Source organism: Ramlibacter sp. bp-362 (assembly GCF_054956735.1).
The window spans coordinates 1-13,898 of sequence record NZ_JBUDXE010000020.1 but is presented as its reverse complement, the minus strand read 5'-3'; the positions used below and the strand labels follow the sequence as shown (position 1 = coordinate 13,898).

The 13,898-nt window shown below is 70.0% G+C and carries 18 protein-coding genes; 13 read left to right on the top strand and 5 right to left on the bottom strand.

All coding sequences use genetic code 11. The features are described 5' to 3' along the window. Positions 1 to 68 precede the first annotated feature (68 nt). Together ACY0MJ_RS20255 and metF are read left to right on the top strand one after the other, a co-directional pair. Complete coding sequence (locus tag ACY0MJ_RS20255) at positions 69 to 812, top strand: TlyA family RNA methyltransferase (RefSeq protein ID WP_462640352.1); 744 nt, start codon at positions 69 to 71, stop codon at positions 810 to 812. Further along, entirely contained in the window at positions 809 to 1,636 is an 828-nt protein-coding gene (gene metF / locus ACY0MJ_RS20250) for a methylenetetrahydrofolate reductase [NAD(P)H] (RefSeq protein WP_462640393.1), read from the top strand. Before ACY0MJ_RS20255 ends, metF begins: the two co-directional genes overlap by 4 nt. Here the strand turns inward: metF and ACY0MJ_RS20245 are convergent. Both ACY0MJ_RS20245 and ACY0MJ_RS20240 read right to left on the bottom strand, forming a co-directional pair. Further along, positions 1,626 to 2,219, bottom strand: a complete 594-nt coding sequence (locus tag ACY0MJ_RS20245; protein ID WP_462640351.1) for an ATP-dependent Clp protease proteolytic subunit — start codon at positions 2,217 to 2,219, stop codon at positions 1,626 to 1,628. The two genes, metF and ACY0MJ_RS20245, sit on opposite strands and share 11 nt — an antisense overlap. Before the next feature lie 50 nt (positions 2,220 to 2,269). Then, positions 2,270 to 3,154 carry a fructosamine kinase family protein gene (locus tag ACY0MJ_RS20240; RefSeq protein WP_462640350.1) on the bottom strand — a complete coding sequence of 295 codons (885 nt, stop codon included), beginning with the start codon at positions 3,152 to 3,154 and terminating at the stop codon, positions 2,270 to 2,272. A gap of 130 nt (positions 3,155 to 3,284) precedes the next feature. Here ACY0MJ_RS20240 and ACY0MJ_RS20235 point away from each other — a divergent pair, with 130 nt between their 5' ends. Further along, entirely contained in the window at positions 3,285 to 3,893 is a 609-nt protein-coding gene (locus tag ACY0MJ_RS20235) for a CAP domain-containing protein (protein WP_462640349.1), read from the top strand. A 42-nt stretch (positions 3,894 to 3,935) separates the two neighbouring features. On the opposite strand, the gene ACY0MJ_RS20230 is transcribed toward ACY0MJ_RS20235, so the two are convergent. Then, complete coding sequence (locus ACY0MJ_RS20230; RefSeq protein WP_462640348.1) at positions 3,936 to 4,841, bottom strand: 23S rRNA (adenine(2030)-N(6))-methyltransferase RlmJ; 906 nt, start codon at positions 4,839 to 4,841, stop codon at positions 3,936 to 3,938. 236 nt (positions 4,842 to 5,077) lie between these two features. On the opposite strand from ACY0MJ_RS20230, the gene rplM reads away from it, so the two are divergent. From rplM to erpA, 5 genes are all read left to right on the top strand, one after another. Beyond that, the gene (gene rplM / locus ACY0MJ_RS20225) at positions 5,078 to 5,515 is read left to right on the top strand and encodes a 50S ribosomal protein L13 (RefSeq protein WP_462640347.1); all 438 of its coding nucleotides are present in this window, start codon (positions 5,078 to 5,080) and stop codon (positions 5,513 to 5,515) included. Beyond that, on the top strand, positions 5,512 to 5,904 hold the full coding sequence (rpsI, locus tag ACY0MJ_RS20220) for a 30S ribosomal protein S9 (protein ID WP_201166276.1): 393 nt from the start codon (positions 5,512 to 5,514) through the stop codon (positions 5,902 to 5,904). Before rplM ends, rpsI begins: the two co-directional genes overlap by 4 nt. Before the next feature lie 139 nt (positions 5,905 to 6,043). Next, complete coding sequence (locus tag ACY0MJ_RS20215) at positions 6,044 to 6,766, top strand: DUF6776 family protein (protein WP_462640346.1); 723 nt, start codon at positions 6,044 to 6,046, stop codon at positions 6,764 to 6,766. A gap of 37 nt (positions 6,767 to 6,803) precedes the next feature. Further along, the gene (locus tag ACY0MJ_RS20210) at positions 6,804 to 7,214 is read left to right on the top strand and encodes a bactofilin family protein (protein ID WP_462640345.1); all 411 of its coding nucleotides are present in this window, start codon (positions 6,804 to 6,806) and stop codon (positions 7,212 to 7,214) included. A 60-nt stretch (positions 7,215 to 7,274) separates the two neighbouring features. Beyond that, a complete protein-coding gene (gene erpA, locus ACY0MJ_RS20205; RefSeq protein ID WP_462640344.1) occupies positions 7,275 to 7,649 on the top strand; it encodes an iron-sulfur cluster insertion protein ErpA in 375 nt (124 codons plus the stop codon). Here erpA and ACY0MJ_RS20200 read toward each other — a convergent pair. Next, the gene (locus ACY0MJ_RS20200) at positions 7,646 to 8,752 is read right to left on the bottom strand and encodes an anhydro-N-acetylmuramic acid kinase (protein WP_462640343.1); all 1,107 of its coding nucleotides are present in this window, start codon (positions 8,750 to 8,752) and stop codon (positions 7,646 to 7,648) included. The two genes, erpA and ACY0MJ_RS20200, sit on opposite strands and share 4 nt — an antisense overlap. Positions 8,753 to 8,780: 28 nt before the next feature. Continuing rightward, complete coding sequence (locus ACY0MJ_RS20195) at positions 8,781 to 10,124, bottom strand: peptidoglycan DD-metalloendopeptidase family protein (RefSeq protein ID WP_462640392.1); 1,344 nt, start codon at positions 10,122 to 10,124, stop codon at positions 8,781 to 8,783. Between the two features lie 196 nt (positions 10,125 to 10,320). Here ACY0MJ_RS20195 and tyrS point away from each other — a divergent pair, with 196 nt between their 5' ends. The 5 genes from tyrS to dtd are packed head-to-tail and all read left to right on the top strand — an operon-like array spanning position 10,321 to position 13,684. After that, positions 10,321 to 11,556, top strand: coding sequence for a tyrosine--tRNA ligase (gene tyrS / locus ACY0MJ_RS20190; RefSeq protein ID WP_462640342.1), 1,236 nt, complete (start codon positions 10,321 to 10,323; stop codon positions 11,554 to 11,556). Positions 11,557 to 11,597: 41 nt separating this feature from the next. Next, on the top strand, positions 11,598 to 11,888 hold the full coding sequence (locus ACY0MJ_RS20185; protein WP_462640341.1) for a type II toxin-antitoxin system VapB family antitoxin: 291 nt from the start codon (positions 11,598 to 11,600) through the stop codon (positions 11,886 to 11,888). After that, on the top strand, positions 11,888 to 12,295 hold the full coding sequence (gene vapC, locus ACY0MJ_RS20180) for a type II toxin-antitoxin system VapC family toxin (protein ID WP_462640340.1): 408 nt from the start codon (positions 11,888 to 11,890) through the stop codon (positions 12,293 to 12,295). Before ACY0MJ_RS20185 ends, vapC begins: the two co-directional genes overlap by 1 nt. 31 nt (positions 12,296 to 12,326) lie before the next feature. After that, positions 12,327 to 13,244: a cation diffusion facilitator family transporter gene (locus tag ACY0MJ_RS20175; RefSeq protein ID WP_462640339.1), complete on the top strand. Its 918-nt coding sequence runs from the start codon at positions 12,327 to 12,329 to the stop codon at positions 13,242 to 13,244. Beyond that, positions 13,244 to 13,684, top strand: coding sequence for a D-aminoacyl-tRNA deacylase (dtd, locus tag ACY0MJ_RS20170; RefSeq protein ID WP_462640338.1), 441 nt, complete (start codon positions 13,244 to 13,246; stop codon positions 13,682 to 13,684). The genes ACY0MJ_RS20175 and dtd overlap by 1 nt, the downstream gene beginning before the upstream one ends. Positions 13,685 to 13,898: the final 214 nt, after the last annotated feature.

Here is a 13,898-nt window from a genome sequence, read left to right as displayed (position 1 = left end):
GGCGGCGCCTCGCCACGGTGGATCCCGGGTCAAGCCCGGGATGATAACATTCCTGACAGGCCTACGCCATGCGTGCCGACCAATTGCTCGTCGAACGCGGCCTTGCCGCCTCCCGCTCGCAGGCGCAGCGCCTCATCGCGGCTGGCGTGCAGTGGTTCGACGGCGCGGCCTGGAAGCGTGTCGCCAAGAACGGCGACGAGCTGCCGCAAGCCGCCCCGCTGGAACTGCTGGACGCGGCCGAGTCGCGCTACGTCTCGCGCGGCGGGCTGAAGCTGGAAGGCGCCCTGCGCGCGGCCGGGCTCGATGTCACCGGCTGGACCTGCCTCGACGTGGGCCAGTCCACCGGCGGCTTCACCGATTGCCTGCTGCAGCACGGCGCCGCGCGCGTGACGGGCGTGGACGTCGGCCACGGGCAGCTGCACGAGAGGCTGCGGCGCGATCCGCGCGTCATCGCCATCGAGAAGCTGAACGCCCGTGAACTCACGGCGCAGCAGGTCGGTGGCGACTTCGACCTGGTGACTGGCGACCTCTCCTTCATCTCGCTCACGCTCGTGCTGCCCGCGCTCGTCCCGCTGCTGAAGCCGGGCGGGCACCTGCTGATGCTCGCCAAGCCGCAGTTCGAACTGCAGCCGGCGCAGGTCGGCAAGGGCGGCCTCGTGCGCGACCCCGCGCTCCACCGGCAGGTGGAGCAGCGGCTGCGCGATTGCTGCGCGCCGCTCGGGCTGGCTGTCACCGGCTGGTTCGACAGCCCCATCGCGGGCGGCGACGGCAACCGCGAATTCTTCATCCATGCACAGCCGAGGAGCCACTGATGCTTCCCATCAGCCTGGAATTCTTCCCCCCGAAAACCCCGGAAGGCAGCGAGAAGCTGCGCGCGGCGCGCCAGCAGCTCTATGCGCTGAAACCGGAGTTCTGTTCCGTCACCTATGGCGCCGGCGGCTCGACCCATGCCGGCACCTTCGCCACCGTCGGCGAGATCCTCGCCGAGGGCGTGGACGCGGCGTCCCACTTCTCCTGCATCGGCGCCACGCGCTCGCGGGTGCGCGACCAGCTGGCGCAGCTGAAGTCCATGGGCGTGAAGCGCCTCGTCGCGCTGCGCGGGGACCTGCCCAGCGGCTACGGCATGGGCGGCGAGTTCCAGTACGCGAGCGAGCTGGTCGCCTTCATCCGCGAGGAGACCGGCGACGCCTTCCGCATCGAGGTGGCCTGCTATCCCGAGGTCCACCCGCAGGCGAAGTCGCCGCAGTCCGACCTGGACGCCTTCGTGCGCAAGGTGCGCGCGGGCGCCGATTCGGCGATCACGCAGTACTTCTACAACGCGGACTCCTACTTCCGCTTCGTCGACGAGGCGCGCAGGCAGGGGGTGGACGTGCCGATCGTGCCGGGCATCATGCCCATCACCAACTCGAGCCAGCTGCTGCGCTTCTCCGACAGCTGCGGTGCCGAGGTGCCGCGCTGGGTCCGGCTGCGCCTGCAGAGCTTCGGCGACGACGCGGCCTCGATCAAGGCCTTCGGCCACGACGTGGTCGCGGACCTGTGCCACCGCCTGGCGCGCGGGGGCGCGCCGGGGCTGCACTTCTACACGATGAACCAGGCGCCGGCGGTCCTCGCCTTGTGCCGCGCGTTCAGCGCTTGATGTCGCTCTTGCTCTGGATGATGCGGCCCACCAGGCCGTAGTCGATCGCTTCCTCGGCCGACAGCCAGCGGTCGCGTTCGATGTCTTCCAGCACGCTGTCGTAGGGGCGGCCGGTCTCGCGGGCGATCGTGCGCGCCACCCGCTCGCGGGCCTTGATGATCTCCTGCGCGTGGATGGCGATGTCGCTCGCCGGCCCGCCGGCGCCGCCGGACGGCTGGTGGATCAGGAAGCGCGTGTTGGGCGTGCAGAAGCGCCGCTCCTTGGGCACCGACAGGTACAGGTGCGTCGCGGCGCTGCCCACCCAGCCGGTGCCGATCATGTTCACCGGCGCGGCGATGAAGCGGATGATGTCGTGGATGGCGTCGCCCGACTCCAGGTGGCCGCCGGGCGAGCTCACCAGCATGTCGATGGGGGCGATGGAATCGGCGTCCAGCGCGATCAGGCGGCGGGCGATCTCGCTGGCGGAGCCGTCGGTGATCGCGCCGAACAGCAGGACCGTGCGGGACTTGAAGGCCTTCTCTTCCAGGAAGGCGTTGCGGGGTTCGGCCGTGGCGGCCGGGGTTTCGGGATCGGGGTGCTCCATGCGGTCTCCTTGCCGTCCAATGATGCCGCAAACCACGGGCGCCGGCCGCGTCAGGCCAGCGACCGCGCGACCCGCAGGGCCTGCGTGGCATAGCCGCCGCCGAACAGCACCACGTGGTTGAGCAGGTGGTACAGCTGGTACAGGCGCATGCGCTGCGGCGCCGGCCAGTGGCCGCCCGCTTCCTCGTAGCCGGCGCGGAAGCCGGCCGGCGCGCTGCCGAACAGCTCCATCATCGCGATCTCCGCCTCCGGCGCCGAGCAGGACACGGCCGGATCGAAGATCACCGGGGAGCCGTCGGCCAGCATGTCCCAGTTGCCCTGCCAGAGGTCGCCGTGGATCAGCGCCGGGCGCGGCGCCGGCGCGTCGGCCAGCAGCACCGGCAGCGCCTCCACCACGGCATCCACCGCCTCGCGCAGCGCCGAGGCCGAAGGCGCGAGCCGGTCGCGCATGCAGCACAGCCGCGAGCGCCCGTAGAAGGCCAGCCAGCCGGCGCGGGTGGCGGGCTGCAGCGGCGTGTTGCGCTGGGGCGTGGCGCCGATGTAGTTGTCGGCGCGCCAGCCGAAGGAGGGCGGCTCCAGCGGGCAGGGCTGCGCGTGCAGCGCGGCCAGCGCGCGGCCGAAGCGCCGGCCGAAGTCCGCGTCGGGGCGGGCGAAGTCCAGCCATTCCAGCACCAGCACGGCGCCGCCGCCGGGCAGGTCGCGCAGCGCGTCCACGGCCGGCACGCGGATGGTGCCCGTGGCGGCGAGCGCGCGCAGCCCGTCGGCTTCGGCGCGCAGCATGCCGGCGCCGCCGTGGCCGGCACTCTTGACGAACAGTTTCGTGCGCCCGTCGCGCGCCAGCCAGGTGTCGCAGAAGGCGCTGGCCCCCAGGGGCTGCAGCTCCCAGCGTCCGCCGAGCACGCCCGCGAGGGGCACCTGCGTTGCGATCGCTTCCATGACCGGATTCTGGCCGCTGGAAGGGCGGCGGCGCGGCCGAATGTATCTCCGGCGCGGCTTTGTGTCGGCGCCCCCGCCATGCGTTGCCAACCTACACAATGGCTGTGCGCGGCCGTGGCAACCTGCGGCCATGCACGCCTCCTCCTTCCGCGCGGCGCCCTGGGCGGCCGCCGCGTTCTCGCTGGCCCTGCTGTCCGCCTGCGGCGAGCGGGACGTCACCACGCCGCCGCCCCTGGGGCATCGCCACGCGGCCGAGAGCCCGTCGCCGCTCGCCGGCGCGCCGGACACGCAGTCCATGGGCGCGGGGCCCGTGGCCAGCTGCGGCATGCGCAGCGAGGAGGCCTTGCAGCGCATCAATGCCGCGCGGGCGGCGGGCCACCGCTGCGGCGCGCGCAGCATGCCGCCGGCGCCGCCCCTGCGCTGGGACGCGCAGCTGCAGTCGGCCGCCGAAGGGCACTCGCAGGACATGGCGCGCCGCAACTACTTCGAGCACCGCAGCCCGGAAGGGCGGGAGGTGAGCCAGCGGGTCTCGGCCAGCCACTACCGGTGGAAGAGCGTGGGGGAGAACCTCGCCGGCGGGGACCGCAGCATCGCGGAGGCGGTGCAGGGCTGGCTGAACAGCCCGGACCACTGCGAGAACCTGATGGATCCGAAGTTCGTGGATGTCGCGGTGGCCTGCGTGGCGCAGCCGGGGACGGAGTGGGGGACTTACTGGACGATGGTGCTGGGGAGGAAGTGAGCTGGGGTTCGCTGGCGCTCACCGCCAGCCTACGACCGCCAACTACCCTCCGGCTTCGACGAACTGCGCCTGGCCCTTGCCGCGGCCCAGCACTTCGAGCAGCGGCGGCAAGGTCTCCTGCAGAGCCGCCTTGAGCGTGTGCGGTGGATTCACCAGGAACACGCCGCTGGCCGTGAGCCCCGGGCGGGGCGGCGCTTCGCCGGGCGTGTGCGTGGGCGCCTTGGCCGGCGACTGGCCGATGTTCAGCGTGGCGTGCAGCCAGGGCTTGCCGGCCTGGTTCGCGAGGGTCTTCAGTCGGCGTGGCAGTTCGTGCGCCTCGGGCCGCGGGATCACCGGGTACCAGACCATGTAGGTGCCGGTGGCGAACTTCTTCAGCGATTCCTGGATGCACGCCGGCACGCGGGCGTAGTCGCTCTTGATCTCGTAGCTGGGATCGATCAGGACCAGCCCGCGGCGCGAAGGCGGCGGCAGCAGCGCCCGCAGGCCCTCGAAGCCGTCCTCGCGCTTCTGCACGACCTGCCGCTTGTTGGGAAGCTGGTCGACGTGGCCGGAGAGCGCCTTGCTGTCGGTGGGGTGCAGCTCGAACAGCCAGAGCTTGTCCTTGGCGTCGGGCCTCAGCAGGGCCTGCGTGACGAAGGGCGAGCCGGGGTAGATCTTCGTGCGGCCGGAGGGGTTGAAGCTGGCCAGCAACTCCAGGTAGTCGGCCAGCAGCGGCGGCGGCTCGGCGGCCAGCGGGCTGGCCAGGAGCTTGAGGATGCCGTCCTGCGCCTCGCCCGAGGTCCCGGCAAAATCGCTGTCCAGACGGTAAAGGCCGGCCCCGGCATGGGTGTCGACCACCGTGATCGCGGTGGGCTTGGCCACCAGGTGCTTCAGGACCGCGACCAGCACCATGTGCTTGAGGACGTCGGCGTGGTTGCCGGCATGGAAGCCGTGGCGGTAGCTGAACATAGGGGGCGGATCGTAGCTGGGGTTCGCTGGCGCTCACCGCCAGCCTACATGAACGGCGCCCATCCAACCCGTAGGCTGGCGGTGAGCGCAGCGAACCCCAGCTCCACCCGCTATAATGCCGGGTTCCGTAGCGCAATTGGGTCCCGCGACGGAAGCTTTCTTCACCACCTAAGAGGTCCCCGCCAGAGGGACACCGACCGTGGAAAAGGGCCCGCCAAACCTAACTCGAGAGTCTTATGACCACCACTGTCAGCGCCAAGCCCGCTGACGTGAAGCACGAGTGGTTTGTGATTGACGCCACCGACAAGGTGCTCGGCCGGGTAGCCAGCGAAGCTGCCCTCCGACTGCGCGGCAAGCACAAGGCCATCTACACGCCTCACGTCGACACCGGCGACTTCATCGTCGTCATCAACGCATCCAAGCTGCGTGTCACCGGCGCCAAGGAGACCGACAAGGTCTACTACCGGCACACCGGCTACCCGGGCGGCATCCGCGCCCAGACCTTCAAGGAAATGCAGGCCAAGCACCCCGGCCGCGCGCTCGAGAAGGCCGTGAAGGGCATGCTGCCCAAGGGCCCGCTGGGCTACGCGATGATCAAGAAGCTGAAGGTCTACGGGGGCGCCGAGCACCCGCACTCCGCCCAGCAACCGAAGCCCCTGGAGATCCGAGCATGATCGGTGAATGGAACAACGGCACCGGCCGTCGCAAGTCGAGCGTGGCCCGGGTCTTCCTGAAGAAGGGCTCCGGCAAGATCACGGTCAACGGCAAGGACATCCAGGAGTTCTTCGGCCGCGAGACCTCGATCATGATCGCCAAGCAGCCGCTGGTGCTGACCGGCAACGTGGAAGCGTTCGACATCCAGTGCAACGTGCACGGCGGTGGCGAATCCGGCCAGGCCGGCGCGGTGCGCCACGGCATCACGCGCGCCCTGATCGACTACGACGCGGCCCTGAAGCCCCAGCTGTCCGCCGCCGGCTTCGTCACCCGCGACGCCCGCGAAGTGGAACGCAAGAAGGTCGGCCTGCACTCCGCCCGCCGCCGCAAGCAGTTCAGCAAGCGCTGAGCGCCCGCTGCTGCCAAGGAAAAGCCCGGCTCCGCCGGGCTTTTTCATGCCCGTCACCCAGCCACAAGGCTCCGTCCGACACAAAGCCGCACAACAAGGCACTTGCCCCGGCGCCGCGGTTTGGGCAGCATCCTCATCCATGCGTCGTTGGAAGCTGATCAGGCGGAGGCTCACCGTCACCGCGCCCCGGATGAAGGTGCGCAGCGCCATGCCCTGGCCCCTGCAATGGGCCGCCGCCGCACTGGTCCTGGGTTTCTGCGGCGCCATCAGCCTCTGGGCCTTCGAACGCGGCAAGGAAATCGCCGGTGTCGACAGCGGGGCGCGCGAGGAACTGCTGCGCCTGCGCGAGGACGTCGCCGCCTTGCGCGCCGAGCGCGACCGCATCCAGTCGGTGCTGAACACCTCCGGCAGCGCCATAACGGTGGAGCGCGCCGCGCAGGAGCGGCTGGCGCAGCAGATCCGCACGCTCGAAAGCGAGAACCGCGCCCTGCGCGAGGACCTCGGCTTCTTCGAGAAGCTCACCGCCGCCAACGGCACCGAAGCCGTCGCCATCCGCGGCCTGCAGGCCGAAGTGCTGGGCGGTGCCCAGCTGAAGTGGCAGGTGCTGGTGATGCAGCCGGTGAAGAACGCTCCCGAATTCAAGGGCAAGCTGGAAGTGAGCTTTTCCGGCACCCGCGACGGCAAGCCCTGGGCCATGACCCTGCCCAACGGGCCCCAACCGTTGCAATTCCGCCAATACCGCCGGCTCGAAGGACTGGTGGTCCTGCCGCCGCAGGTTGTCGTGAAGAATGTCTCGGCCCGCGTGATGGAGGGCACGGTCAACCGCGCCGTCCAGAATGCCGTGGTGACCCAGGCCTTGTAGAAGAGTCGTTGTCAGTGAAGTCGTTGAGGAGCATCCCATGTTTGGCAAGAAAACCCAGCCGCCCATCAAGAGCCTGATCGCCCAGGGCACGCGCATCGAGGGCAACATGAAGTTCACCGAGGGCCTGCGGGTCGACGGGGAGGTCTTCGGGGACATCCAGGCCATGGCGGAGGACTCCGGCAGCATGCTGGTGATCTCCGAGGCCTCGGTGGTCCAGGGCGCCATCGAGGCCGACCACGTGATCATCAACGGCACCGTGCGCGGCCCCGTCCACGCCCGCGAGCTGCTGGAGCTGCAGCCCAAGGCCCGGATCGAGGGCGACGTGTCCTATGTCGCGCTTGAGATGCACCAGGGCGCCACCATCTGCGGACAGTTGCGGCCGCTGGTCGCCTCCGCCGCCGGCGAGGAGGAAAAGCCCTTACTCAAGCTGGCAGCAAAGAGCGCCTGATCGACGGGCCCCCCGGGGCCCGCGTAATATGATGATGCCGCACCTGACGAAAGAGAGCCCATGAGCGCTGTTGCCGAGAACGTTACCGCCGAAATGCCCGCCCCGCTGCTGTTCACGGACAGCGCCGCGGCCAAGGTCGCCGACCTGATCGCGGAAGAGGGCAACCCCGACCTGAAGCTGCGCGTGTTCGTGCAGGGTGGGGGCTGCTCGGGGTTCCAGTACGGCTTCACCTTCGACGAGATCGCCAACGAGGACGATACCGTCATGACCAAGAACGGGGTGCAGCTGCTGATCGACGCGATGAGCTTCCAGTACCTGGTGGGCGCCGAGATCGACTACAAGGAAGACCTGCAGGGCGCCCAGTTCGTCATCAAGAACCCGAACGCGCAGACCACCTGCGGCTGCGGCTCGAGCTTCTCGCCGGCCGACCATTAAGCCGGGTAGATTCCCCCCAGCACACGGGCGCCTCTGGCGCCCGTGGTGCTTTCCAGGTCCAGCTTTTCGTTGCGCAGGCACTTCATGGCCAGCCAGGCGAAGGCGGCCGCCTCCACCTGCAGCGGCGGCAGTCCCGCGTCGGCGCTCGAAAGGACCCGGGCGCCGGGCGACAGCGCCTGCAGGCGCCGCATGAGGTGGCCGTTGAGGGCGCCGCCGCCACAGACGATCAGCCGCTGCAGGCCGGGCGCATGGCGGGTGACGTCGCCGGCGCAGGCCCGCGCCGTGAGCTCCGTGAGCGTCGCCTGCACGTCCCGCGGGGCGGCGCCGGCGAAGCCCTGCAGGTGGGCGGCCAGCCACGGCCGGTTGAACAGGTCGCGGCCCGTGCTCTTGGGCGGGGGCTGGTCGAAATAGGGCTCGGCGAGCAGCGAAGCCAGCAGGTCCGGCAGCACGCGCCCGCCGGCGGCCCACCGGCCGTCGTCGTCGTAGGGCTGGCCGGTGTGCTCGGCGCACCAGGCGTCCATCAGCGCGTTCCCGGGGCCGCAGTCGAAGCCCTGCATGGCGCCGTCGGCCCGCAGCAGGGTGACGTTGGAGATGCCGCCGATGTTCAGCACGCCCACGGTCTCGCCGGGCCGCGCGAAGACGGCCTGGTGGAAGAAGGGCGCGAGCGGGGCGCCCTGGCCGCCCGCGGCGACGTCGCGGCTGCGGAAGTCGGCCACCACGCGGATGCCCGTGAGCTCCGCCAGCAGGGCGGGCTGGGCGAGCTGGATGGTGTAGCCGGTGCCGTCGAAGAGTTGCGGGCGGTGGCGCACGGTCTGGCCGTGGGCGCCGATCGCCGCGACCTGCGCGGCCGGGCAGCCGGACTGCGCCAGCAGCCGGCCCACGACCTCCGCGTAGACGCGCATCAAGGCATTGCCAGCCAGCCAGGCGCGGTGCAGTTCGTCCGGGCCGGAGGCGTTGAGCGCCATCAGTTCGGCGCGCAGGGCATCGGGGAAGGGCGCGCTGGCGTGCTGCAGGACCCGCACGCCCGAGGAGAAGTCGGCGACGACGCCGTCCACCCCGTCCATCGAGGTGCCCGACATCAGGCCGATGAAGAGATCCTGCATGGGGCGCATCCTAGCGCCCCGGGAAGGCTCAGCGCGCGGTGGCGACCATGTTGGCCGTCGCGGCCACGGCCAGCTGGGTGCGCATGCTGCGCGCCAGCTGGTCGAACTGGACACGGGCCTGGGCGGTCAGCTCGGCGCGCGGCGCCTGGCGCTTGGCGACCTCGATCGGGTCGCGCTGGACGCCCTTCTCGTGGAACTCGAAGTGCAGGTGCGGGCCGGTCGCCCAGCCGGTGGAGCCCACCGCGCCGATGCGCTCGCCGCGCTCGACCACCTGGCCCTTGTGCACGTAGATGCGGCTCAGGTGCGCATAGAGCGTGGTGTCGCCCTTGCCGTGGTCGATGTAGATGACGTTGCCGAAGCCGTTCTGCTGGCCGGCGAATTCCACCTTGCCGTCACCCACCGTGCGCACCGGCGTGCCGGTGGGCGCGCCGTAGTCCACGCCCTTGTGGGCGCGCCACTTGTGCAGGATCGGGTGGAAGCGCATGGAGAAGCCGCTGGTGATGCGGGTGATCTCCATCGGCGAGGCGAGGAAGGCGCGCTCGAGGCTGTGGCCTTCGAAGTCGTAGTAGCCGGGGCGTTCGCCGGGCGGCGTGAACCACAGGGCTTCGAGCGTGCGGCCGGCGTTGATGAACTGCGCGGAAACCACGCGGCCGGTGCGCATCGGCTCGCCGTCGGCCTCCAGCGTCTCGTACACCACGGCGAAGCGGTCGCCCACGCGCAGCTGGCGGTGGAAGTCGATCTCGCCGGAATAGATGTCGACCATCTGGTTGGTCACGGCGTCCGGCAGGCCCGCCTCGTCCACGGCCGCGAACAGCGAGCTGCGGATCGTGCCGCTGCCCACGCGCAGCGAGGCGACCAGGGGCGCCGTCTCGATGCGGCTGGCGAACTGGCCGGAGGGCTGGCGCTCGACGACCAGGCGCTGGAAGCTCTTGTCGTCCACCGCCCAGCGCACCGACAGGCGCAGGAGGTTGCGGGAATCGCTCGCCTCGGCGCTGACCGTGCGGCCGGCGATGCCCAGCACCTGGCGGCGCGCCTGCGGGTCCTGGCGCAGGAAGGCGGCGGCGGCCGGGTCGTTGATGCCCAGGCGGCCGAGCAGGGATTCCGCGGTGTCGCTGGAACGCACCGCCTCGGCCGTGAACAGGCTGAAATGGTGGGCGTCGAGCGCGTCGGCCTGCTGTTCGATGGGCAGGGGCTGGACGGATTCCAGGATCTCCCGCACCGGCAGGGCGGACGGGTCCGGACCGAGGGAGGCGACGGCGAAGGCGCCGCCGCCGGTGGTGATCATCAGGGCTGCGACGGCGGCCGTCACCCGGCGGGGATGCTTCTGCAGCACATCCGTCGTGCGCGCGACAAGCTGCTCCCCCAGGCTCATCCAAGTTTGCTTCAATTCTTGTCCTTTGCCTGCGGCGTAGGCTCTTGTCCTACGGCTCGATCAGGTGGTCCCCTGCACACTGGCGCGGCGCGCGCCGATGGCGGCAGGGTCGAAAAAAGGGCCGGAACTAGAATCCAGCGGGAAAACGAGCCGGAGTATAGCCAGCCCAGCCGGAAGTTCCCCTGCAAAACCCCTTATGAATCAAGACGTTGTTACAAAAAAATTCCCGGTCACCGAGCGGGTGCGGGAAGCGCTGGCCGTGAGCCTGCGGGGCGCGGAGGAACTGATCCCGCAGGAGGACTGGCAGGCGAAGCTCGCGCGGTCGGAGGCGACGGGCGTGCCCTTGCGCATCAAGCTGGGGCTGGACCCCACGGCGCCGGACATCCACATCGGCCACACCGTGGTGCTGAACAAGATGCGCCAGCTGCAGGACCTGGGCCACCAGGTGATCTTCCTGATCGGCGACTTCACCTCGATGATCGGCGACCCCTCGGGGCGCAACACGACCCGGCCGCCGCTCACGGCCGAACAGATCAAGGCCAACGCCGAGACCTACCGCGCCCAGGCCGACAAGATCCTGGACCCGGCGCGCACCGAGCTTCGCTACAACAGCGAGTGGAGCGACCCGCTGGGGGCGCGCGGCATGATCCAGCTGGCCGCGAAGTACACCGTGGCGCGGATGATGGAGCGCGACGACTTCCACAAGCGCTTCAGCGAAGGCCGGCCGATCTCCATCCACGAATTCCTCTACCCGCTGATGCAGGGCTACGACTCCGTGGCGCTGAAGGCGGACCTGGAGCTCGGGGGCACGGACCAGAAGTTCAACCTGCTCATGGGCCGCCACCTGCAGGCGGAGTACGGGCAGGAGCCGCAGTGCATCCTGACCATGCCGCTGCTGGAAGGCCTCGACGGCGTCGAGAAGATGTCCAAGAGCAAGAACAACTACATCGGCGTCACCGAGGAGCCGAACACCATGTTCGCCAAGGTGATGTCGATCTCGGACACGCTGATGTGGCGCTGGTACACGCTCCTGAGCTTCCGCAGCGCCGCCGAGATCGAGAAGCTCAAGGCCGAAGTCGCGGGCGGACGCAACCCGCGCGACGCCAAGGTGCTGCTGGCCAAGGAGATCACGGCGCGCTTCCACAGCGCCGCCGCGGCGGAAGCGGCGGAGCAGGACTTCGTGAACCGCAGCAAGGGCGGCATCCCGGACGAGATCCCGGAGGTGACGCTCTCCGGCGCGCCGCTCGGGATCGCGCAGCTGCTGAAGCAGGCGGGGCTGGCGCCTTCCACCTCGGAAGCCAACCGTCTGATCGAGGGCGGCGGCGTGCGGGTGGATTCGTCCACGGTCGGCGACAAGGGCCTCAAGCTCGGCGCGGGGACGTACGTCGTGCAGGTCGGGAAGCGGAAGTTCGCGCGGGTGACGGTCGGATAGGTGGTGTGGCGTATTTGTATGTGCCATGTACAATACGCCCCATGATCACCAACATCGACATCGACGAAAACCTCGTCGCCGACGCGATGAAGGTGTCTGGCGCGCGCACCAAGCGCGAGGTGGTCGACCGCGCCCTGCGCGAGATGGTGGCCCGCGCCCGCCGCCCCCGGTTCCGGGACTTCCAGGGCATCGGCGACATCGATCCGGCCTACGACCCGAAGGCCGAAACCCCGGAGGAAGCAGGCAAGTACCGCGTCGAGCAGCCGCGGGCTTCGTACCGGGTTCCCGTGCCGCCGCCGGAGCAACCGCCTTCGAAGAAGCGGAAGCGCTGATGCTGCTGCTCGACTCTTCGGTCTGGATCGACCGCTCGCGCGGGGCCGAAACGCAGGCCACCCGCTACGTGGACATGCACGAGGACCGGGAAGAGATCGCGGTCACCGGCATCGTCTACCAGGAAGTGCTGCAGGGCGCGCGCAGCGAGCGCGGCTTCGAGCAGCTCCGGGAGATGCTCTCGGCCATGCTGCTCCTCGAGCCGCGGGAATGGTCCACGTACGAGATCGCCGCCATCCTGTACCGGCGCGCGCGCAGTGCCGGCCTGACGGTGCGCAAGCCCAACGACTGCCTGATCGCGGCGATCGCCCTGGAGCACGGGGCCCTGCTGGTGCACAACGACCGCGATTTCTTCGCGCTGGCGCAGGCCGAACCGGCGCTCATGATCTATCCCAGCGGGCCCCACTGAGCTTGCGCGGCGGCTGCCGCACAATCGCCGCATGTCCCTGGCCGCCGCCGCGCAACGCATCCCCCCGCAGGTCCTGCTGCGCTGGTCCATCGCGGTGGCGGTGGTCACGATCGCCCTGAAGACGCTCGCCTGGTGGCTGACCGACTCGGTCGGCCTGCTGTCGGACGCGATGGAGTCGCTCGTCAACCTGGCGAGCGCCGCCTTCGCGCTGCTGATGGTGAAGATCGCGCTGCGCCCGGCCGACGCCGACCATCCCTACGGCCACCACAAGGCCGAATACTTCTCCTCGGGCTTCGAGGGGCTGATGATCATCATCGCCGCCGCCGGCATCCTGTGGGCGGCGCTGCTGCGGCTGCGCAACCCGCAGCCGCTGGAGCAGCTGGGCATCGGCCTAGTGCTGTCGGTCCTCAGCTCCGCCATCAACGGCGCGCTGGCCTGGGCGATGCTGCAGTCCGCGCGCACGCACCGGTCGATGGCGCTGGAGGGCGACGGCCGCCACCTGCTGACCGACGTCTGGACTTCGGCGGGCGTCGTGGTGGGCGTGGGGCTGGTCGCCACCACCGGCTGGCTGTGGCTGGACCCGGTGGTGGCGATCGCGGTGGCGGCCAACATCCTGCGCGAAGGCGTGCACCTGATGTGGAAGTCCGCCGGCGGGCTGATGGACGAGGCGCTGGAGCCGGAGGTGATCGCCCAGATCGAGAAGACGCTGGCGGAGTTCCAGCACCACACGATCCGCTTCGACCACGTGTCGACGCGGCGCTCGGGCAAGCGGCGCTTCGTGGACCTGCACATGCACATGCCGGCCGACTGGACGCTCGGCCGCGCCGCCGCCGTGCGCGCCGCGGTGGAGCAGGCGCTCATGAGCGCCGTGCCGGGCCTGCGCGCCACGATCCAGCTGCTGCCCAGCGACGTGGAGGCGCACACGAGCGACGAGGAGGACCTGATCTGATGCTGGCCGTGGTGCAGCGGGTGCGCGAGGCGCGCGTGGAAGTGGCGGGCAAGGTGATCGGCGCGATCGGGCCAGGCCTGCTGGTGCTGGTGTGCGCCGAGCGCGGCGACGGCGAGGGGCAGGCGGACCGGCTGCTGGCGAAGCTGCTGAAGCTGCGGATCTTCAGCGACGAGGCGGGGAAGATGAACCGCAGCGTGCAGGATGTCGGCGGTGGCTTGCTGGTGGTGAGCCAGTTCACGCTCGCGGCGGACCTGGGCGGCGGGAACCGGCCGAGCTTCACGAACGCGGCGCCGCCGGAGGAGGGGCGCAGGCTCTACGAGTATTTCGTGGAGAAGGCGCGGGCGGCGCATCCGGTGGTGCAGACGGGGGAGTTCGCGGCGGACATGCAGGTGCACCTGGTGAATGATGGGCCGGTGACGATTCCGGTCACGATGCGGTGAGGTGCTGGGGTTCGCTGGCGCTCACCGCCAGCCTACGGAAGGCGAGGCGCGGGCGTTCGTAGGCTGGTGGTGAGCCGCAGGCGGACCCCAGCGGGAGTGTCCGAATTTCCGTGTGTGAGGCGCTGAGACTTTTCCACGGCGGCGGTCGGCGCTTGCGACGAACCGACCGACGCGGTGGGAAAGTCGGTCCTCGATCTTACGAGACCCCTCTGGT